The following is an 18,583-nucleotide window of genomic DNA, read 5'->3' on the forward strand; positions in this document are numbered from 1 at the left end:
CCGAGGGGGCGGGTTAGGATCTGTTGTGCCGAATCGTAGCCTCGCCTTTGACCCCGCTGGGTTCGACTCCTTCAGCTTTGTGAACATCGAGCGCACGGACGAGACCGGCGAGGTCGTCTTTCATTACCGCCTCAATGGGCCCGCGCCCCGCGACTTTGCGGAGCGCATTGTTTTTGCGTTGCCGGAGGACGGCGACGCTGACTGGGATTCCGCAGCATCCGTCTTGCCGTTGCTCGGCGCTGTACTCGGGCTCAGCTATTACAAGGCAGCAGCGCCACCCCGCTATGAGATCGCCGTCGACGGTCTTGCGGAGCCGGGCGTCGCGTTTCTGCGTGATGCGATCCACTTCGGGCTGGGGGAGTTCGCCTACCGCGCAGGCCTGCCTGGTCTGCTCGACGTCGACATCACGGTATCTCGGCCACTTGCGCGGGTTGACGAGCCGAAAGAGATTGCCCAGGATCGGCTCAACCGGCCTCTCGTTCCGCTCGGCGGCGGCAAGGACTCCGTGGTCTCGGTCGAGTCGATGCGTTATGTGGGCCTCGACGTCACCCAGTTCTCCGTGAATCCCAACGTCGTTATGCAGCGCGTGGCCTCCGCAAGCGGGCTCCCGTTTGTCTCGGCCCGCCGCATCCTCGACCCTGCTCTGTTTGAGGCAAATGCCTCGGGAGCTCTCAACGGGCACGTTCCCGTTACCGCGATGGTGTCGCTCATCGCCGTTGCTCAGGCGAAACTGCTCGGGCTCGGCCCCGTCGTCATGTCGAACGAGAGTTCTGCGGCAGAGGCAACCATGATGTGGGACGGCGTCCCCGTGAACCATCAATGGTCAAAGAGTCTCGACGCTGAGGTTCTGCTCGCCTCGGCGATCGAAGCGCAGACGGGGGAGAGGGGTGGCTATTTCTCCCTGTTGCGCCCCTTTACTGAGCTGCGCATCGCCCGCAAGTTCGCCCAGACTGCTGGCTACGACACCTCGATTGTCAGTTGCAACCGGGCGTTCCGCATCAGCGGAGCGGAGCCGGGGTGGTGCGGTGAATGCGCCAAGTGCCAGTTTGTCTTTCTCGCTTTCTCGCCATTCATGTCGCGCGAACGACTCATGGGCATCGTGGGGGTCGACATGTTCGACAACGAGGATTTGATCGACGGTTTCCGTTCGCTTCTCGGACTCGGCAACCACAAGCCGTGGGAGTGCGTCGGCGAAGAAGCCGAATCGACCGTGGCACTCAGCCACGCCGCCCGGTCGGATGACTGGCGAGAGGCTGCGGTCGTTCGCGCGCTCGTCGCAGACTCGCCCGAAATTGCCCAAGGCGACGCGGATATTGAGCGAGCGCTTTTCGAAGATCGCCCGGCGGTCGCCGTGCCACCGCTCTATGAAGAGGCGCGGCGTGCCCTTGAGTGACGCTCCAGCTAAGTCGAGTTCCGACGACCGCGGCGTTCAGTCGCTGGCCGGTCGCCGCGTGCTCATCGTCGGCACGGGCAAGGAGGGTCGCGCCATTGCTGACGCTGTCGACGGCATTGCGGCATCTGCAATCGCGTATAACGATGCAGAAGGCGACTCCGTCGACGCGTGGCGAAACACCTGGGGTCAGCGCATCCCCGTCGTTGTCGGAGAGAGCCCCGGCGGCATCGACGTCGTGATTGCCTCTCCCGGCGTGAGCAAGCATCACCCTCTCTTGCGAAGCATGCGTGAGTCAGGGGTCGTCGTTACGAGCGGCACCAGCCTCTGGCTCGCCGAGCACGCAGCGTCGACCATCGGAGTTACCGGCAGCAAGGGAAAAAGCACCACAAGCAGCCTCATCCACCACCTCACCGCGCGGCTGGTTGGTGACGTCGTTCTTGGCGGCAATATTGGGCTGCCTCTGCTCGCGATGCCGCCTGCTCCCCGCTATGTGGTCGAGCTTTCGAGTTACCAGTGCTCGGCGCTCACCGTGTCGCCCGCCACCGTCGTGCTCACGTCACTGTTTCCCGAACACCTCGATTGGCACGGCAGCGAAGACGACTACTACGCCGACAAACTCAACATCGTCGCCCACGGTCCGCGCGCCGTGATTCTGAATGCACTCGATCCGCGCCTAGTCGACCAGATCCGCCGCCGCTTCGAAGAGCTCGAATACGAGCCCGTCGGTCTGCCTCAGTCGTTCCATGTGGCCGACGGATGGTTCCGCCACGGCGAGATCGCACTGTTCGAGAGGAGCGCTCTGCCTCTGCGCGGCGACCACAACGCTACGAATGCATGCCTCGCTCTTGCTGCCCTTGACGCTAACGGCTATTCGATTCTCGATAACGCCCCGGCCGTTGCCCAGGCGCTCGCGGAATTCCACCCGCTCGAGCACAGGCTAGAAGAGATCCCGGATGCCGCTGGCATCACCTTCGTCGACGACTCGCTGTCGACGAGTCCCTATGCTGCGATCGAGGCGATGCGCGCGTTTGCGCCTGCGCCCCTCACGCTGCTCGTTGGCGGGCAGGATCGCGGGGTCGACTACGCCCCCCTCATTGACTACGTCGCGGAGCATCCGATCTGCGCTGTCATCGGGCTGCCTGGCAGTGGCGCGCACCTCACCGAGATGATGCCAGAGGCTCAGCCCGTCGCCGTCGCTGCAGATATGGGCGATGCTGTGCGAAAGGCCCGGGCGCTCACTCCCCGCGGCGGCATCGTGTTGCTGTCGCCGGCGGCACCGAGCTACGGCTTCTATGCGAACTACGCGGAGCGCGCAGCCGACTTTAGGCATGCGATCGAGACGACCCGCTAAGACTGCGGCGCAGGCGCAGCGCCGGCCTCGTTGAGGCGCTGCGGCAGCGTCGGCGCCTCGTGGGAGGATTGGTTTCATGACTGAACTCCGCCTCGACGGCCGCACCAACGATCAACTCCGCCCCGTGACCTTCGAGCGCGGATGGAGCAAGCAGGCGGAGGGCAGCTGCCTCGTCAGCTTTGGTGACACCAAGGTTCTCTGCACGGCATCCTTCACTAACGGTGTTCCGCGCTGGATGACCGGCAAGGGCAAGGGCTGGGTCACGGCCGAGTACTCCATGCTGCCGAGGGCGACGAACAGCCGCTCCGACCGGGAGGCGGTCAAGGGAAAGATCGGCGGACGCACCCACGAGATCTCGCGCCTCATCGGCCGCAGCCTGCGGGCCGTCGTCGATATGAAGGCACTGGGAGAGAACACGATCGTCATCGACTGCGATGTTTTGCAGGCCGACGGCGGCACCCGCACCGCCGCGATCACTGGCGCTTACGTTGCCCTCGCCGACGCGCTCGAGTGGGGCCGCGCCAACAAGTTCATTGCCCAGAAGGCCGTGCCGCTCGTTGACAGCATCGCCGCTGTCTCTGTCGGCATCATCGACGGAGCACCCATGCTCGATTTGGCTTACACCGAGGATGTGCGGGCGGAGACCGACATGAACGTTGTCGCGACCGGTCGCGGGCTTTTCGTTGAGGTGCAGGGAACCGCCGAGGGTGCGCCGTTCGATCGCCGCGAACTCGATTCCATTCTGGATCTCGCACTTGCCGGTACAGCGCAGCTCACTGAAGCCCAGAAGGCAGCCCTCGCGTGACCACGCTGGTGCTCGCGACGCATAACGCGCACAAGGTCGTCGAGCTACGCCGCATTCTCGGCACGCTCCTCGAGGGAATCGAGCTGGTCGCCTACGACGGCCCGGAGCCCGTCGAAGACGGCGAGACCTTTGCCGCCAACGCGCTGATCAAGGCTCGCGCTGCTCACCGCCACACGGGGCTGCCCGTAATCGCCGATGACTCCGGCATTTGCGTCGAGGCCTTAGGCGGCGCGCCCGGCGTGCATTCTGCTCGTTATGCCGGCACACGCGACGACGCCGACAACTACCGTCTGCTGCTCAAGAATCTGGGGGATTCAGAGAACCGTGCCGCCGACTTCATGTGCGCCGCGGCGTTCGTGAATGACGACGTTGAACTCGTCGAGGTCGGCGTATGGAAAGGCACGATTCTGCAGGCGCCGGCGGGCGACGGAGGGTTTGGCTACGACCCAATCTTTCAGCCAGAGGGGCTGGATGTTGCATCGGCCCAGCTCTCAGCCGACGAGAAGAATGCGATTAGTCACCGGTCGAGGGCGTTCACGGCGCTGCTGCCGCAGGTGAGAGAGTATCTGATCTAGATCATGGCGCTCGTCCCGCATTAGGGTCTAGGATTTCGGCATGCCGAAATCAGTGTTGCCGGAGGGTCGAAAGAGCGCTGCCCGCGGTATCTTCTTGCTTGGCCCGGCCTTCGTCGCCGCAATCGCCTATGTCGATCCCGGCAATGTTGCCGCCAACCTCACGGGCGGAGCCGCCTTCGGCTACATGCTCGTGTGGGTGCTCGTTGCAGCAAACCTCATGGCAGCGCTCGTTCAGTATCAGTCGGCCAAGCTGGGCATCGTCACGGGGCGAACAATGCCGCAACTGCTAGGGGAGCGCATGCGCCCTGCTCAGCGGCGACTCTTCTGGGGCCAGGCGGAACTGGTCGCCGTTGCGACCGATCTCGCCGAAGTCATCGGTGGAGCTATCGCCCTCAACCTCTTGTTCGGCCTGCCGCTGTTCTGGGGCGGACTGATCGTCGGCGCTATTTCAATGTGCCTTCTCGCTTTGCAGACCCGTCACGGGCAGCGACCGTTCGAGTTTGTGATCGTAGGCCTCCTCGCGATCATCGCGGTGGGATTCTTGGCGGGCCTCGTCGTGAGCCCTCCCGATGGCGGCGCAGTGCTCGAAGGCCTCATCCCGCGCTTCGACGGTGCGGAGTCCGTACTGCTCGCCGCGAGCATGCTTGGCGCAACGGTTATGCCGCACGCCATCTATGTCCATTCCGCCCTCGCTCGAGACCGACACGGCAAAGCACGGGATGCGGCCGACCGCAAACGCCTGCTCGGGGCCACGCGCTGGGACGTGATCATCGCCCTGTCGATCGCAGGAGTGGTCAACATCGGCATGCTCCTGCTCGCGGCGGGAAACCTCCGGGGAGTGGACGGCACCGACACCATTGAGGGGGCCCATGCCGCCATCGAATCTGCTCTTGGACCCGCAATCGGCCTCGTGTTCGCCATAGGGCTTCTTGCCTCCGGTCTAGCCTCCACGGCGGTCGGCAGCTATGCGGGTGCGACGATCATGGAGGGGCTGCTCGGTTGGCGCATCCCGGTATTCAGCCGACGGGTGCTCACCATGATTCCCGCGCTCATCATCCTGGCCATAGGAGTGAGCCCGACCTGGGCGCTCGTCATCAGCCAGGTTTTCCTGAGCTTTGGCATCCCGTTCGCCCTCGTGCCACTGCTCAAGCTCACGAGCGACCGCACGGTGATGGGCGACGCGGCCAACCGACCGCTAGTCAACTGGGCGCTCGGGCTCGTCGTGGTGCTCGTTGTGGCGCTCAACGTTACGCTGATCGTGTTGACACTGATGGGGGGTGCATAGTGAGCACCGCGAAAAAGGGCATGCCGGCGACCTCTGTGGTCGAAGACTATGTCAAGACGATTTATGCCTACACGGAGTGGCAGAACGCACCGGTAACACCCTCAGCGCTTGCAGCCAGGCTGGGGCTTGCGGCATCCTCTGTCACCGAAATGGTCAAGAAGCTCGCGGCCGCCGACCTCGTTAACCACGTTCCGTATGGTGCTGTAACTCTCACGGATGAGGGGCGGATGCTGGCAGTAAGAATGGTGCGGAGGCACCGGCTCATCGAGACATGGCTTGTCGAGTCGTTCGGCTATGGCTGGGACGAGGTGCACGACGAGGCGGAGGTTCTGGAGCACGCGATCTCCGACCGATTGCTCGACGCGATCTACGAGCAGCTCGGCCGACCACGCCGCGATCCGCATGGCGACCCGATTCCCGCCCCGGATGGGTCGGTGACGATTCCCGACGCGATTGCGCTCGCGCAGGCTCCGGAAGGTCACGTTGGCCGGGTGCTGCGCATCAGCGATAGAAACCCCATGCTTTTGCGACACCTGGCGGCGGAAGGTGTGGCCGTCGATTCGGATGTGGTGGTGGTTGGGCGCAAGCCCTTCGGCGGTTCCCTCACCGTACGCCTCGGAGCCGCAGAGCTCGATCTGGGCGATGAGGCCGCATCGGCGATCTGGGTGTCTGCCTAGCTGAGGTTTGCAGGGCATCCGTCTGCACTAGCGTTGAGGGTGCCATGAATGAGACACCCAGCGATTCTTCGCAGCCCACCGAATCTTCCGTTCCGATTGACGCACCGCTGCCCGAGCGCATCGCGCAGGCCGTGGCTCGCTTTGGCGAGGCCGCCTTCACCCAGCGCGCAATTGGGCTACTTGAGGGGCGTAACGAAGGCGAAGACGTGTTGCTCTACGTTGGCGGTCGGCATGCTCAGGGGCTGCTCGATGGCGCTCCCGCGCTGTACTGGCCGGAGCTCTGGGGTGCCCGCGCCCTCCTACACGTGTGGGACGACTCTGCGGAGGCCGCTGTTGTGCGCGGCGTCGATAATCGAGCATGGCGCGTGCGAGAGATGTGCCTCAAGGTGTGCGCTGAGCGCGGCATCGGGGACGAGTCTTTGCTCAAGCGCAGGACGACCGACGAGAACCCTCGGGTCAGGGCCGCTGCTGCACGCGCCCTCGCCGCAATCGGCACGGCGGAGAGTGAAGAGCCGCTGCGACGGATGCTGCGCGATCCCGATAAGGATGTGCGCCGCGCCGCGGGCGAATCCCTTAAGGAGCTCGCGGCCCGCCTGGAGTAGCAGCCTCGGCTACTCGGGCTTAGCGCTACTCAGGCTTGGCGCTACTCGGGCTTAGCCTCTGAGCCTGACTGCTTGTCGGGGTCATTGCTGGGGTCCTGGTCGAAGTAGGCCGGGTCGAGCACGATCTCGTCTTGCGACAGTGGTGCGAGGCCAGCAAGTCGTGCCTTCTTCGCCCTGCGGTTCGACTGAACGTAGTGCCAGATGGTCGGGATGAGCGTGATTGCCACTGCGCTGAGCAGAATGACGTCGATGTACTCGGTGACGAAGTCGGCAACGGGCGGAATGTAGCCGATAAGAAAGCCAAAATAGGTCAGCCCGAAGCCCCAGATGACGGCGCCGATCAAGTTATAGAGCGAGTACTTGCGGTAGTCCATGTGGCCGACTCCGGCGGCGACCGGCACGAATGTGCGCAGAATGGGCACGAAGCGCGCGAGAATCACGGAGAGGCCGCCGAAGCGGGCAAAGAACGCGTTCGTGCGCTCCACGTTCTCGCGGCTGAAGACCCCGCTTTCTTTGCGTTCGAAGATGCTTGGGCCGAACTTGTGGCCTATGAGGTAGCCGACTTCGCCGCCAAGGAACGCTGCGAGTGCGATGAGGATGCCGACCCACCAGATGTCGAGGCCGAAGACGAAAACCGTGTGGGTGAGTAGCCCGGCGATGATCAGAAGTGTGTCTCCCGGCAGGAGAAAGCCGAAGAGCAGTCCTGTTTCTGAGAACACGATGAGGCACACGACGAGCAAGGCCCACGAACCGGCGCTGTTGATGATGAGCTCGGGGTCGAGCCAGGGGATCAGCGCAGAGGGGAGCTGGGCTGAGGCAACCTGGGCTGCGAGGGTGTGGGCTTCAAGCATCAAGCGGGTGACTCCGTCGTTCGGCGGTAGTAGCGCCTATCGACGCCAATCCAGAATACTGGCTGCCGTCGGATCACCAAGTCCATCGAGATTCGAGTCGCCAGCCTGTTTCTTAACGCGTGTTGCTGAGTACGGGAGAAGGGACTTGAACCCTCACGCCTTCCGGCACCAGAACCTAAATCTGGCGTGTATACCAATTTCACCACTCCCGCGGGCGTAAATCAGTTTAGTGGGTGGTTAACCCAGCGTGCCTGCCGCAACCTGAAATCCGGGAAGGTGTATGATACCGACAAGGTGTCGGCATCCGGCACCAGGGAACGAGAGGTAGCAGATGAGCACCGAACAGGTGACCGCAGATCCCCGCCGGTGGAAGGCCCTAGCCTTCATCTCGCTGGCGGTTTCGCTCATCATCATGGACGCGACGGTCGTCAATGTCGCGGTACCCACGATCATCCAAGATCTCGGGCTTACCGCCTCCGATGCCGAGTGGATGAACTCAATTTATGCGCTGGTCTTCGCCGCGCTGCTCATCACCGCTGGCCGGGTGGGCGATCTGTACGGCCGCAAGAAGCTGTTCATCATCGGCGTCGTTGTCTTCGGCATCGCCAGCGTTCTCGCCGCTCTCAGCGATACCGCCAGTACCCTCATCTTCGCCCGACTCATTCAGGGTGTCGGCGGGGCCATGATCATGCCGACGGCGCTCTCGTCGATCAACACACTCTTCGTCGGGCGCGAGCGCGGAATTGCCTTCGCCGTCTGGGGCGGAACGATTGGCGGAATGGCCGCGGTCGGTCCGCTCGTTGGCGGATGGCTCACCACCGCATTCAGCTGGCACTGGGCGTTTCTTATCAACGTTCCCGTCGTGATCATTGTGCTCATCGGCGCTGGCATGTTCTTGCGTGAGACGCGCGACGTTCATGCCCGGCGCGGCCTGGATTTTGCCGGAATTCTGCTGTCCTCCATCGGTCTCGCAGCCTTCGTGTTCGGCCTCATCGAAGGCCTGCGCTACGGCTGGTGGGAGGCGAAAGAGGGAATCGAGGTACTCGGCGTTCCCTGGGGCCTGGAGGTTTCTCCCGTGCCGTTCGCATTCGCGCTTGCCATCATCCTGCTCACGATTTTTGTGCTGGTCGAACGGGCGCGGGGGCGCGCTGACAAGCCTGTGCTGCTCGATCTCTCGCTTCTGCACATCCGTAGTTTCAGCTTCGGAAGCATCGCGGCCCTCGTCGTGTCGCTGGGGGAGTTCGGCCTCCTCTATGCCCTGCCGCTCTTCTTGCAGGGCGGTCTGGGGCTCAGTGCCCTCGACACGGGAATCCTCATCGTGTGGCTCGCCCTCGGCACGTTCATTATTTCGGCACGAACGCCGGCGCTCACCCGCCGGTTGGGTGCCCGCGGGGTGGTACGGCTCGGCCTTGCGCTTGAGGTCATCGCCATCATCGGCCTGGGGGTCACTATCTCCCTCGACACCAATACGTGGGTTTACGCCGGATGGCTGTTTCTCTATGGCGCCGGAGTTGGCATGGCCACCGCTCAGCTCACGAGTGTGATACTCATCGACGTTCCCGTGCAGCAGTCAGGGCAGGCATCTGGTCTGCAGAGCACCTTCCGTCAGGTGGGTTCGGCGATCGGCATCGCGATCCTGGGCTCGCTCCTCGTCACATCGCTCGGCTCGATGTTCTCCAGTGCTCTTGACGATGTCGACGGCATCCCCCAGGAATCGCGCAGCGGTCTCGTGACGGCGATTGAAGAGTCGGCGGGTGCCGCAATTCCTGAGATCTCCGCTGTGGTCGAAGATCAGCTCACGCAGGTTCCTGGTGTCTCGCCGGAGGCCGCGGCAGAGGCCGCCAACGACGTCCAGCGGGCGGCCGAGCAGTCGATGGTCTCGGCAGCTCGCATCACGATGCTGAGCGCGGCGGGCGTCGTATTTCTGGGGCTGCTAGCGACGTTTGCGTTGCCGCGGGTGCGCAGCGACGAAGACGAGGCAGAGACGGCTACCACCCCGGCCGGGTCGGACTGACCGGGCCGAGGCGACGATAGGGCGTTCTCTGTTGCCTTGCAGCAACTGGGCCTAGATTTCGCTCGGGGATTGGGATGCGAAGGAGCAGCGATGCAGCAGGAGTCGGACGAGGTCGGCCCCAAGATTGTTGAGGTGCCGCCGACGCTGGTCGGGGTCATCCACGACGTTGTGCCCATGAACCAGATGGTTTCGTTTTTCGATCGCGTGTTTGCCACCGTGCCTCAGGTGCTGGCCAAGCAGGATGTTGCCATCGTGGGCCCCGCAGTCGCGGTCTATTTCGGTGCGCCGGGGGAGACCGCCGACATCGCTGCCGGGTTCCCCATCGCATCCGAAATTGACCCTGCCGAGGGCGTCACTTCGCTGTGGCTGCCGACCGGCCAGGCGGTCACCGCAGTACACATCGGCTCGTATGACGGCCTCGCCGACGCCTACAGCCGCCTGCTGGAGTGGATGACGGAGCGCTCACTCACCCCGGCGCAGGTTATGTGGGAGTCGTATGTGACGATGCCGACGCCTGAGGCCGACCCGGCCGACATGCGCACCGCAATCACATGGTTGCTGCAGGATTAGCCTCATGACATCACTCCCGGTGGTTCTCGACCTCACCTTCACTGCTCCGATCGGGGTCGAGGTCAAGGGCGACATGTGGTCGTGCGTGCAGATTCCCAACTCGGCCGAGCTCTTTAACACGAAGCGCGCGGTGCGAGTGGATGCTCTGGTCGACGGAATCGCTCTTCCGAACGTGGGCCTCATGGTTACGGGAACCGGTGGCCACATGCTCTCCGTGAGTGCCAAGCTGCGCAAGCAGCTCGGCAAGGACATCGGTGACACCGTCACGGTGCAGCTGGAGCGCCGGCTCACGTAGCTCGCGCGGCTCGCGCCCGACTTCGGCCGAGGGGTCCGAAATGAGTCTTCGCGGCCCCGACTAAGCCACATTTGGGCCCCCTCAGCGGATGGCGGCCCCGAGAGGCCCCTGAGAGGCCCGCGCCTGTGGAAAACCTGAGCGAGGCTCGATGCCGCTCGCCCAAGATGGCCGCATGCCCCAAGCCGTCAGCATCATCACCGAGCGCGTACGTGACCGAGTGCGGGCGGCGGGCGCGGGGCGAGACGAGCTGAGGCTCGACCCGGATGCGGTTGGCCGGGTAGTGCGGGAGGAGGTGCGCGACTACAGCGAGCGTGCGCTCGCCGGCATCCTTCCCCCGTTGGGGGACGAAACGCAGGTCGCCCGCGAGGTGCTCGCAAGCATCGCCGGGTTGGGGCCGCTCCAGCATCTCCTAGATGACCCGAACATCGAGGATGTGCGTTCCATGTGCCGAGGTTCCAACATTAACACTAGGTGGACGCGGGGCCGGTCTGGCACTAGGTCCACTTCGCCAGCGACGCAGGGGAAGGGCCACGGGCCCTCTTCTATTGCTGTGACCAGGGCGGGCCTGGGTGCTTACCTCATCCAGGCCCGCTCTGCATCGCAGGCTCAGTCCTAGCCGCTAGGACGCTGAGCGACCGTTCTCACCGTGGCTCTTCGCGTTGAGGGGCCCGTATCTGTATCGGCTGCAACACGGGACGGGGCGAGACCGATGCCGGACGTTGACGTTGTCGGTCCACGAGTCGCACTTTGGGCGGGGGCCTTGGCTGACCCTGTCAAGGCACTAGCCGATGTTGAGGGCGGCGCTGACGGCTTGATTGTGGTGGAAGCGCTGGGCATTGACGTACAGGATGCACTAAGTCGCGCCTTAGCGGGGGCAGCGGAGCGCGCCAGCAGGTAGCGGGTTGATTCTCCCGGTGCTTATCGACAGCGCGCAGCCCCACTTATTCTCTGGCGTCGAGCTCGCCGAGAGCGCTTTGCATGGCGCGTCATTCCGCCGCGTACGACGTTAGAGTGCCTGCCGTGACCGGATGATGGGGTGCCAGCTTTTCTGAGCCGCTAGGGCGGCGCTGAAGGCAGCAGTCTGGACTGATTCCTGAAGGGTCTCTGTCGCTGGGCGCTCGGCTATTGAGGCGCCGATGCTCTTGCGGCCCATGCATTCATTGTTGCGGGTCGGCGATGACCACGACTTCGTCGTCGTCAGACCGGTACGCGCGTAGCATGCGCGAGACTCCGCTCTGCGAGAGTCGGTGGGGTAACAGGGAAGGCTACTCGTTCGCTTTTCGAATCGGTATTACCGGAGCAAGCTCAGCGAGTTGCATCGGCTCCATGCGCGTCCACTGGAGCTCAAAGTCAGGTTCGTCAAGGAACCAGGCGCTGGTTTCCGCGGCGAGATCTTTGAGTCGCTTGCGGGCGGGCATTGAGTTGCGGGAAGCGAACGCCGTAAGAAAGCGACACTCAAGCGGGTCAATGCCCTGTTCGACTGCCCAAGCGAGGAGGTCCGCCTTGCGTCGCTCGTTTATCTCGCCATCGCTGAACACCGCTTCGACGATCCAGTATTGGATGGGCGTGGCCCCGACGTCGACTAGTAGCGCGTCGGGAAGTACCCGGCTTGGGTCGATGCGGAGTCCCACGGATGCAAGGCGAGCGGCATCGACGAGGTAGACCTTGTCGCCGGGCTCGGAGACGCTCAGCACCATGGGCTCGCGGAGCTTGCGTTTCGCCCACTCTTCAATCACGCCCTTGAGGATGTGCGAGGCGCCGCCTGGCTCGAGGAGGCGGCGCTCGCCGCTTGGGAGGGTGACAGTGACGGCATGCTCGCGGCGGGAGAGCTCGCGGGCGCTGAGGGCTCGCATCCGGCCCGCTGTAGACAAGTGAGCCTCGGCCCATGCGTCCGCGGCGGCGCGGAGCTGGTCGCCCTCGAGGCGCGGATCGAAGAGGGCGGCGAAGTCGCGGCTGAGAATCCATCGGGGGCCGGGATACGTGGTCGAGACGTCCGTGCGATAAATGATCGCGCCGAACTCACGCCACTGCGGCCAGGTCTCGTCGCGGGGGCCCTCGCGAGTGTTGTCGGAGTAGCGGGGATCGAAGGTCTCGCCGCGGGACGCCAGGAGTTCGATGACGAACTTCTTACCTCGTCGCGCGGCGTCGTACCAAGCTTCGCGCTCATCGATGGTGTCGTGCTCGAAGTCGCCGTCGTTGAGCCACATCACCATAGAAGGGCGCAACCATCGCTGATCCGGGGAAGTAGTCGCATCGTCCCAGACAGCACCGAGATAGAGCATCGCGGCAGCACTGGCAGCCGCTCCTGGATTACTGAGCGCAGCGTCGAACGCCGTCTTAGGGAAGATGAGTTCAAGCCGCTCGGCGCAGATAGCAACGTCGACAACGGGAAGGTAGACGGTCATTCGCGCGCCGCCGTACGATATGCAGCCTCGATGGCTTGCTCGAGGCCGTCGCCGAGTTCGTCCCACCCGCGGAGGACGTCGGCTGCGGGAAACGGGAGGGCCTCGAGCTCGTATGCGCTCACAGCGACCGAGCCGGAGATGCAGCGCATGAGGCGGTCGAACGTAGGTGAAGCGAGCACGCGCGCGAGCGTAGCGTGCGAGAGGAGGGGATTGTCATGCGTCGGTCGGAGCACATTGACATGGTTCTCCACGACAACTGCACCGTCGTTCGCGAGGAGGTCTACGTCTGTGAGATGAGCGACGACGAGGCGCCGTGTCTGCTCAGGTGCCGTCGTGCGCTGGACGAGTACGGCGGGCTCGGTAAGGCGCATGACAGTGGTGTCGCTCGCGGTTGTAAGCGCCAGATAGCGCATCGAGTCCCGGGCGCGGGCGCGGCGCACAGTGCCGTCCTCGATGTCCGCAGCCCATACGATCCGGGCTCGATTCTTGGCCTTGCGCGTGTGGAGGTCGTCGCGGCGCCGGTTCCACACGAGCGGGCCCGTCGAAGCACGCCATCCGACGTCACCGAGCGTGAGTGGGAGGGACGAAGCGGCTGCGGCAGTCACGGCGTCGCGGGATTCGCGGGGGATTAGCCACGGCTCGCCAGAGCGGGGCGTCGGGACCTTAGCGACCGCAGAAACGTGGCCGTTTATGCGTGTGATGGTCGTACGTCGAGACACTCGGGGAGTGAATACGGCGAGGCAAGTCTCTTGGAGAACCCCACCGAAAACACCATCGCGCTCATGCACGAACATGAGGCTGCGGAGAGGCGACCGCTTGCCGAGCTCGGCGCGGAGGCGGGTGAAGTAAAGACCCGCCGAGAATGACGTGGGCACGAGCGCGCCGACGGCGCCATCGCTTGCGGTTTTGCCGATTGTGGAGGCGATAAACAGCCCGTATAGGTTGGCGTGACCATAGAGGGTGTCGGCGAACTGGGCGCGGCGCTCGGGTGACAGCTTCTGTCGACCATATGGCGGGTTGAGAATCCACGAGTGCGCAGGCGTGAGGTCCGGGTCTAGTCCGTCGCCGACGCGCACGAGCGAGGGGAGCGGGCGTCGGAGCGAAGCGGGGACGCGGGCGAGGGTGGGGAGCATCTCCGCCGCCAGTACAACGTTCGCGAGATACACGGCCCAGGGGTCGTTATCTATGCCCTCGATGAAATTCGGAAGCGAGCTCAATACGAGCGAGGGGTCGACGGGCGAACTGGCCCGGAGGTGCTCGCGAAGCGGCGCTATAAGTAGGGCGCCGCCGCCGACGGCAGGGTCGCGAAGAAGGCCAGGGAGCGCGCGGTCGTCGACGCCGAAGCCCATCGCCTTGCGAGTCATGGCCCACAGGTGCTCTGCCAGATCCTGAGGGGTGTAGTGGCGACCATGAAGGGCACGCTCGGCGGCGTCGAGTGCGCCGACGTACTCGGAGCCGAGTTGCCAAGGGTCGAGGATGCTGTCGTCGCCATTAAGTTCGTCGAGCGGCTCCGGGGGCTGAGCCTCGACAGCGAAACGGAGGTCGCCGAACTGGGTGGGAAGACCCGCAAGCGCCACTCGCTTTCGCCACCAAGCGCCGAGATTCTTGATCGTGGCGGCAGGAATGCTAATCGAGCCCGCCCGCGATACGAGGGCGTGGGCTGGATTCATGGGACCACGATATCTCGCGCCGCGGACATTTTTTCGAGCCTCGCCGAGGGACCGTCGGCGCTGTCATGCGGGGCTAGGTCGAAACACAAAAAGCCCCCGCGCCTGAATAAACCGGCACGGGGGCTTTGGGGTCACACGAGAATGCGCGTGGAGTCTCGCGGGTAGGGATCGGTGTGGAGAGTAAACGCCGTCTCGACCTCTGCGGCCGTGCGGCGAAAGTCCGCAGTGGCTGACGCGGGCGCGGACCTCGAGGCCGGTCGCGGAGGTGGCGGCCTCCCCAGTCGGGTCGGCAATGCCTGTCGCTTTAGTCGCTTTGGAACCGACTGACGGCTCCCACTCCACTACGCGCGCCGCCCGCACGATGTCGAGGAGAGCGAAAGTTGCGTCCGCGTGCGCCGTGGCGATGTTGCGGAAGCGATTGTCGGCGGCGATCACTTGGCGACGCCCGGGGAGTGCTGGGAGCCGGGGCCCAACTCGCGGAGGTAGCCGGTCTCGGCTCCGCGCTCGTCGTGCGTGATGTGAATGGTGGTTGCCGGGATGACGACAGGCTCGCCGAGGGGAACCTCGATGTGGTGGATGAACTCCATGGGGCTCCTAGAAGGGTGCGGGGGAAGTGGATATCACCGGGGCGGTGGACATCGATGGTTCTGGGCAGCCAAGACGGGAGCGGGCCGCCTCGACGCCGGGTGCGGGCGGCTGTGAGGTCCAGCGGCCAGAGCCGGTGGGCCGTGCGACGAGGCCCGCATGGCGGGTCAGGGCGGCGAACGCCGCGAGCGCCAGTCGCGGAGTGGTTACGTCTGTTGCCCTGCTGTGTGTCTGTCCGTATTCGTGCGCGATGCGTTCCAAGTCGGCAACCTCGCAAGACGCCGGAGCGGAGAGCGCGGGGATGCTCCGTGCGCCGATGCTCGGGCGGAGGACAACGTCGGTTTCGGCGGGCTGACGTGGCCTCATCGCTTCGCCCAGCGCTTACTTGCAAGGGCAGAGCCTGCCAGGGAGGCGGTGGCGATCTTGGTGCCCACACCGATGGCGCGAAGTGCTGCAAGGGCGTCGCGCCGGAGAGCGCGGACCTCGGACACGGCGGGATTCACCACTAGTTGACCTTGAGAGCCGGTCGTCATTACGCCGTGCTCATCGATGGCCTTGGCGACCTCGTCGGCGAGCGCGAGGAGTGACACGGCTTCGTAGGTCGCGGCGCGCTGCGCTGCGGTGAGGTTCGGGGCTTCCTCTTCGATCTGAACATAGGTTTCGCGGGCAGAGTCGCTCCAGGTCGAGGGGAGTCCCTCGTAGCGGTCGGGGGTGAGGTGTTCGGGGAGGTCAAGGGGTGGCCTTTCGAGGAAAAAAAGGGTGATGCGCATGGGGCATCTGCGTGAGTAGATGAGGAAAGTAGTGATGTGCCTAGAACGAACCCGCTTACGCAGGCGATCGGAGACGCTATGCCTCCCCGGGCTTGAGCGAGGGGGCAGGGGGGAGGGGCCCCCAGGTAGTGTTCCTCCATGACGTCATGGAGGGAATCGATCATTGAGGCGCTTCGCACTCTGGGGGGACAAGCGGCGTACGACGAGATCTACGCCGAAGTAGCTGCTCGGCGGCAACACCTACCGAACTCATGGAAGGAAATCATCCGACGAACCATTCAGCAGTCGTCCTCTGATTCCTCCGCATATATAGCGAGCCAGACAGACGCGTTCTATTCCGTCGCGGGGCTAGGTCACGGGCAGTGGGGACTGCGAAGCGAGACATTGCCAGCCGAATATGTGCGCAATGTGGCCGTGCCTGTTGAAGCGGGGCAAGGATACGTCGTGGACTCGGTGGTGCGGCGGGCCATCGAAAGGCACGCGGTTGAGGCGGCGGTAACGCACTACGAAGCAATGGGCGCTGAGGAAATACTCGAGCTAGGCAAGCCGTATGATCTCCTAGTCAGGCTGAATGGCACAGAGCTCCACATCGAGGTCAAGGGTTCGACGCGTGTTCTCAACTCCGTAATCCTGACGCGGAACGAAGTCTCGCATGCCCATCAGCATCCACATACGGAGCTTTACGTCGTGGATCAGATCCATCTAGAGACGGACAACGCAGGGAAAGTGAGCACATCGGGAGGACGCACGCGCGTCTGGGCCCCATGGGCGCCGAGCGACGACACCTTGACGCCGACGGTTTTCTTGCATCGCCTCCAATGAGGGGGACCGTCCCCTACACTGCGGACATGAGTTCAGTAGTTGCGGTCTGGGGCGATGACGACCGGTTCGCCTGTCCTTATGACGCCTGCCGGGCGTTTAGCTACCACATCCGGCAAGATCTGAAGATCACGGCGCAGGTGGCGCGTATGCAGACAACAGTGGAGCTCAGGGATGAAAGCCACATCTTCAGTGTGTCCGGAACGAACATTGTCGCTGCTTCGTCCGGCGTCAGCGGGCCGAAATGGACAGCGACCTTGTGCCCTTCGTGCGAGCGAATGGCCGTGTGGCGTGACTCGGAGTTGATCTTCCCGCGAACGACGGTAGGCGTTCCAGCGCCTCATCCGGATATGCCCGATGCAGCGCGGCAACTTTATCGTGAGGCCGCCGCCGTCCTAGCGGGATCGCGCAGGGCGGCTGCGGCCTTGGCGCGGGCCGCGCTTGAGTCGCTGCTCAAGGAAGTCGACCTTGAGCCAAGTCAACGCCGAGACCTGAACACCCGCGTGGGCGAGCTCCGGGGCCGCATCAACGATGGCCTCTGGAAGGTACTGACGGCCCTCCGCGTCGTGGGCAACGATGCGCTCCATAGCGACGACGATGACCTAATCACTGTGTATCTCAGCGATGAGGACGGTGAGCTCGCGGAGACTTTTTTCGGGGCGATCAATGAGCTCGTCGAGGAGCTCATAACGCGTCCGAAGCGTTCAGATGAGCTCTACGCCTTGATACCGGAGACCAAGCGCGAGGCTGCCGAAAGAGCGGGTAAGAAGCGAGACTGATTGGAGTGGGCCCGCCCTCGACTCGACGCCCGAGAAGGAGGCAGAGGAGGACGGGCCCGAGGACATGCCGGTGGACACCCCGGCATGGTTCGGTCGCCGCGCATACATCCCAGGATGCCGCGACCACTCCGGGCCCGGTGAAAGGGGCGGGTGACCGGAGCCGCGAGGGAAGGCGACCTCGCGGGCTAGTACTCGGCGCGGTCGCCGAGGATGTTGTCGATGTCGCCGAGGTCGTCGGCAAGCTTCTGGACTGCTGCGCGGCGCTCGCTCTCGTCGCGTATCTGCGCGCTATACCGGTCGCTGGCCGAGAGGTCGCTACGTTTCCGGGAGCGCGAGTAGTACGCCTCCGGCGTCTCCCCAGCGTGGCGCGCCATCCGCTCGACGTAGTCGCGGGAGCTCGGTTCGAGGTCCGTGTACTGCGCCGGAAGTGGATGCTTGGCGACCGTGTCGGCGACGATGGAGGCGAGGAGCTTCTCGTCGTGAATGGTCATGCGCTCACCCTGGTCCAGCGCTTGGGCGCGACGAGCGCACGAAACTCGCGCGACGCCTTGGCGAGGTCGGCCCCGAGAGTGTAGAGAAGCGCTCCGCTTTGGCGCGCGTACTTGGTCGGGACGAGGCGGTCGACGTCGCCGAAGGTGATGATGGCAGCGTCGAGGGCGTCGATAGCTGCCACGAGTTCGGCGTGGCGTTCGGCGGCGACACGGTTGGCCTCGGCTCGTGCTTCCGCGCTGTCGGCAAGGTGGTCACGGAGTGCGTGCCAGGTGCGCTTAACCGGCTGGCTCGCGCTGCGGACGCGGGCGGTGGCATCGCCCTTCTTCGCCTTGAGCTGCCGCCACCGGTCATACTCCACGTCGATGTTCGGCTCCCACTCGCCGCTGTTGGGGTTGCTGGCGGCGCGGAAGGCGTCGGTGGTCTTCCGTTCGTTCTGGATCGCTTTTTGTGCCTCGGTCTTGGCCTTCTCGAACGCGGTGGCGAGTTCGTCAGCGCCGGGCGTCGCCGTGATGAGCCAGGGCGGGGCGGGCGGACGCGTGTCGGCTCCGTAGGAGGGGGGCTCGCTCGGGAGCCTGAGGGTGGCGAAGTCAGGGGAGGGGGTCGTGGTCATGGCGTGCCTTTCGTTGGGGTGGAGGCGCTGCTCAG

Annotated in this window: 21 protein-coding genes and 1 tRNA gene; 13 read left to right on the forward strand and 9 right to left on the reverse strand. The window is 64.4% G+C overall.

What is annotated here, in order from left to right; genetic code table 11:
* Positions 1 to 25 precede the first annotated feature (25 nt).
* The 7 genes from C2138_RS03500 to C2138_RS03530 all read left to right on the forward strand — a co-directional run bounded on the left by C2138_RS03500 (position 26) and on the right by C2138_RS03530 (position 6,688).
* Positions 26 to 1,393: a MurL-like N-terminal domain-containing gene (locus tag C2138_RS03500; RefSeq protein WP_108515571.1), complete on the forward strand. Its 1,368-nt coding sequence runs from the start codon at positions 26 to 28 to the stop codon at positions 1,391 to 1,393.
* The gene (murD, locus tag C2138_RS03505) at positions 1,380 to 2,744 is read left to right on the forward strand and encodes a UDP-N-acetylmuramoyl-L-alanine--D-glutamate ligase (protein ID WP_199286566.1); all 1,365 of its coding nucleotides are present in this window, start codon (positions 1,380 to 1,382) and stop codon (positions 2,742 to 2,744) included. Before C2138_RS03500 ends, murD begins: the two co-directional genes overlap by 14 nt.
* A 76-nt stretch (positions 2,745 to 2,820) precedes the next feature.
* The gene (rph, locus tag C2138_RS03510) at positions 2,821 to 3,549 is read left to right on the forward strand and encodes a ribonuclease PH (RefSeq protein WP_108515574.1); all 729 of its coding nucleotides are present in this window, start codon (positions 2,821 to 2,823) and stop codon (positions 3,547 to 3,549) included.
* Positions 3,546 to 4,124: an RdgB/HAM1 family non-canonical purine NTP pyrophosphatase gene (rdgB, locus tag C2138_RS03515; protein WP_108515576.1), complete on the forward strand. Its 579-nt coding sequence runs from the start codon at positions 3,546 to 3,548 to the stop codon at positions 4,122 to 4,124. Before rph ends, rdgB begins: the two co-directional genes overlap by 4 nt.
* A gap of 40 nt (positions 4,125 to 4,164) precedes the next feature.
* A complete protein-coding gene (locus C2138_RS03520) occupies positions 4,165 to 5,409 on the forward strand; it encodes an Nramp family divalent metal transporter (protein WP_108515578.1) in 1,245 nt (414 codons plus the stop codon).
* A 20-nt stretch (positions 5,410 to 5,429) separates the two neighbouring features.
* Positions 5,430 to 6,086, forward strand: a complete 657-nt coding sequence (locus tag C2138_RS03525; protein ID WP_108518748.1) for a metal-dependent transcriptional regulator — start codon at positions 5,430 to 5,432, stop codon at positions 6,084 to 6,086.
* 44 nt (positions 6,087 to 6,130) lie between these two features.
* Positions 6,131 to 6,688 (forward strand): HEAT repeat domain-containing protein, encoded by a 558-nt coding sequence (locus tag C2138_RS03530; protein WP_108515579.1) that lies wholly within the window; start codon positions 6,131 to 6,133, stop codon positions 6,686 to 6,688.
* Positions 6,689 to 6,729: 41 nt separating this feature from the next.
* Here C2138_RS03530 and C2138_RS03535 read toward each other — a convergent pair whose 3' ends face one another.
* Together C2138_RS03535 and C2138_RS03540 are read right to left on the reverse strand one after the other, a co-directional pair.
* Positions 6,730 to 7,539 carry a DedA family protein gene (locus C2138_RS03535; RefSeq protein ID WP_108515581.1) on the reverse strand — a complete coding sequence of 270 codons (810 nt, stop codon included), beginning with the start codon at positions 7,537 to 7,539 and terminating at the stop codon, positions 6,730 to 6,732.
* A 130-nt stretch (positions 7,540 to 7,669) separates the two neighbouring features.
* Positions 7,670 to 7,751, reverse strand: a tRNA-Leu gene (locus C2138_RS03540).
* Between the two features lie 119 nt (positions 7,752 to 7,870).
* Here C2138_RS03540 and C2138_RS03545 point away from each other — a divergent pair.
* The 4 genes from C2138_RS03545 (at position 7,871) to C2138_RS03560 (ending at position 11,034) form a co-directional block, all read left to right on the forward strand.
* A complete protein-coding gene (locus C2138_RS03545; protein ID WP_108515582.1) occupies positions 7,871 to 9,553 on the forward strand; it encodes an MFS transporter in 1,683 nt (560 codons plus the stop codon).
* A gap of 90 nt (positions 9,554 to 9,643) precedes the next feature.
* On the forward strand, positions 9,644 to 10,123 hold the full coding sequence (locus C2138_RS03550) for a GyrI-like domain-containing protein (RefSeq protein WP_108515584.1): 480 nt from the start codon (positions 9,644 to 9,646) through the stop codon (positions 10,121 to 10,123).
* Between the two features lie 4 nt (positions 10,124 to 10,127).
* Complete coding sequence (locus tag C2138_RS03555) at positions 10,128 to 10,418, forward strand: DUF1905 domain-containing protein (protein WP_108515586.1); 291 nt, start codon at positions 10,128 to 10,130, stop codon at positions 10,416 to 10,418.
* A 172-nt stretch (positions 10,419 to 10,590) separates the two neighbouring features.
* A complete protein-coding gene (locus tag C2138_RS03560; protein WP_159078129.1) occupies positions 10,591 to 11,034 on the forward strand; it encodes a hypothetical protein in 444 nt (147 codons plus the stop codon).
* Positions 11,035 to 11,424: 390 nt separating this feature from the next.
* On the opposite strand, the gene C2138_RS13585 is transcribed toward C2138_RS03560, so the two are convergent.
* The 5 genes from C2138_RS13585 to C2138_RS03580 form a co-directional block, all read right to left on the reverse strand.
* Positions 11,425 to 11,571, reverse strand: a complete 147-nt coding sequence (locus C2138_RS13585) for a hypothetical protein (protein WP_159078130.1) — start codon at positions 11,569 to 11,571, stop codon at positions 11,425 to 11,427.
* A 112-nt stretch (positions 11,572 to 11,683) separates the two neighbouring features.
* Positions 11,684 to 12,823 carry a BsuBI/PstI family type II restriction endonuclease gene (locus tag C2138_RS03570; RefSeq protein ID WP_108515591.1) on the reverse strand — a complete coding sequence of 380 codons (1,140 nt, stop codon included), beginning with the start codon at positions 12,821 to 12,823 and terminating at the stop codon, positions 11,684 to 11,686.
* Complete coding sequence (locus C2138_RS03575) at positions 12,820 to 14,493, reverse strand: restriction endonuclease subunit S domain-containing protein (RefSeq protein WP_108515593.1); 1,674 nt, start codon at positions 14,491 to 14,493, stop codon at positions 12,820 to 12,822. Before C2138_RS03575 ends, C2138_RS03570 begins: the two co-directional genes overlap by 4 nt.
* Before the next feature lie 431 nt (positions 14,494 to 14,924).
* Positions 14,925 to 15,080, reverse strand: coding sequence for a hypothetical protein (locus tag C2138_RS13590; RefSeq protein ID WP_159078131.1), 156 nt, complete (start codon positions 15,078 to 15,080; stop codon positions 14,925 to 14,927).
* A gap of 360 nt (positions 15,081 to 15,440) precedes the next feature.
* The gene (locus tag C2138_RS03580) at positions 15,441 to 15,848 is read right to left on the reverse strand and encodes a hypothetical protein (protein ID WP_108515595.1); all 408 of its coding nucleotides are present in this window, start codon (positions 15,846 to 15,848) and stop codon (positions 15,441 to 15,443) included.
* Positions 15,849 to 16,361: 513 nt separating this feature from the next.
* On the opposite strand from C2138_RS03580, the gene C2138_RS13935 reads away from it, so the two are divergent.
* A complete protein-coding gene (locus C2138_RS13935) occupies positions 16,362 to 16,670 on the forward strand; it encodes a protein NO VEIN domain-containing protein (protein ID WP_422395409.1) in 309 nt (102 codons plus the stop codon).
* Positions 16,613 to 17,446 (forward strand): DUF4145 domain-containing protein, encoded by an 834-nt coding sequence (locus tag C2138_RS03590; RefSeq protein ID WP_108515598.1) that lies wholly within the window; start codon positions 16,613 to 16,615, stop codon positions 17,444 to 17,446. The genes C2138_RS13935 and C2138_RS03590 overlap by 58 nt, the downstream gene beginning before the upstream one ends.
* 185 nt (positions 17,447 to 17,631) lie before the next feature.
* Here C2138_RS03590 and C2138_RS03595 read toward each other — a convergent pair whose 3' ends face one another.
* On the reverse strand, positions 17,632 to 17,937 hold the full coding sequence (locus C2138_RS03595; RefSeq protein ID WP_108515600.1) for a hypothetical protein: 306 nt from the start codon (positions 17,935 to 17,937) through the stop codon (positions 17,632 to 17,634).
* Complete coding sequence (locus C2138_RS03600) at positions 17,934 to 18,548, reverse strand: hypothetical protein (RefSeq protein ID WP_108515602.1); 615 nt, start codon at positions 18,546 to 18,548, stop codon at positions 17,934 to 17,936. Before C2138_RS03600 ends, C2138_RS03595 begins: the two co-directional genes overlap by 4 nt.
* Positions 18,549 to 18,583: the final 35 nt, after the last annotated feature.

The organism is Salinibacterium hongtaonis (assembly GCF_003065485.1).
Classification (GTDB): Bacteria; Actinomycetota; Actinomycetes; order Actinomycetales; family Microbacteriaceae; genus Homoserinimonas; species Homoserinimonas hongtaonis.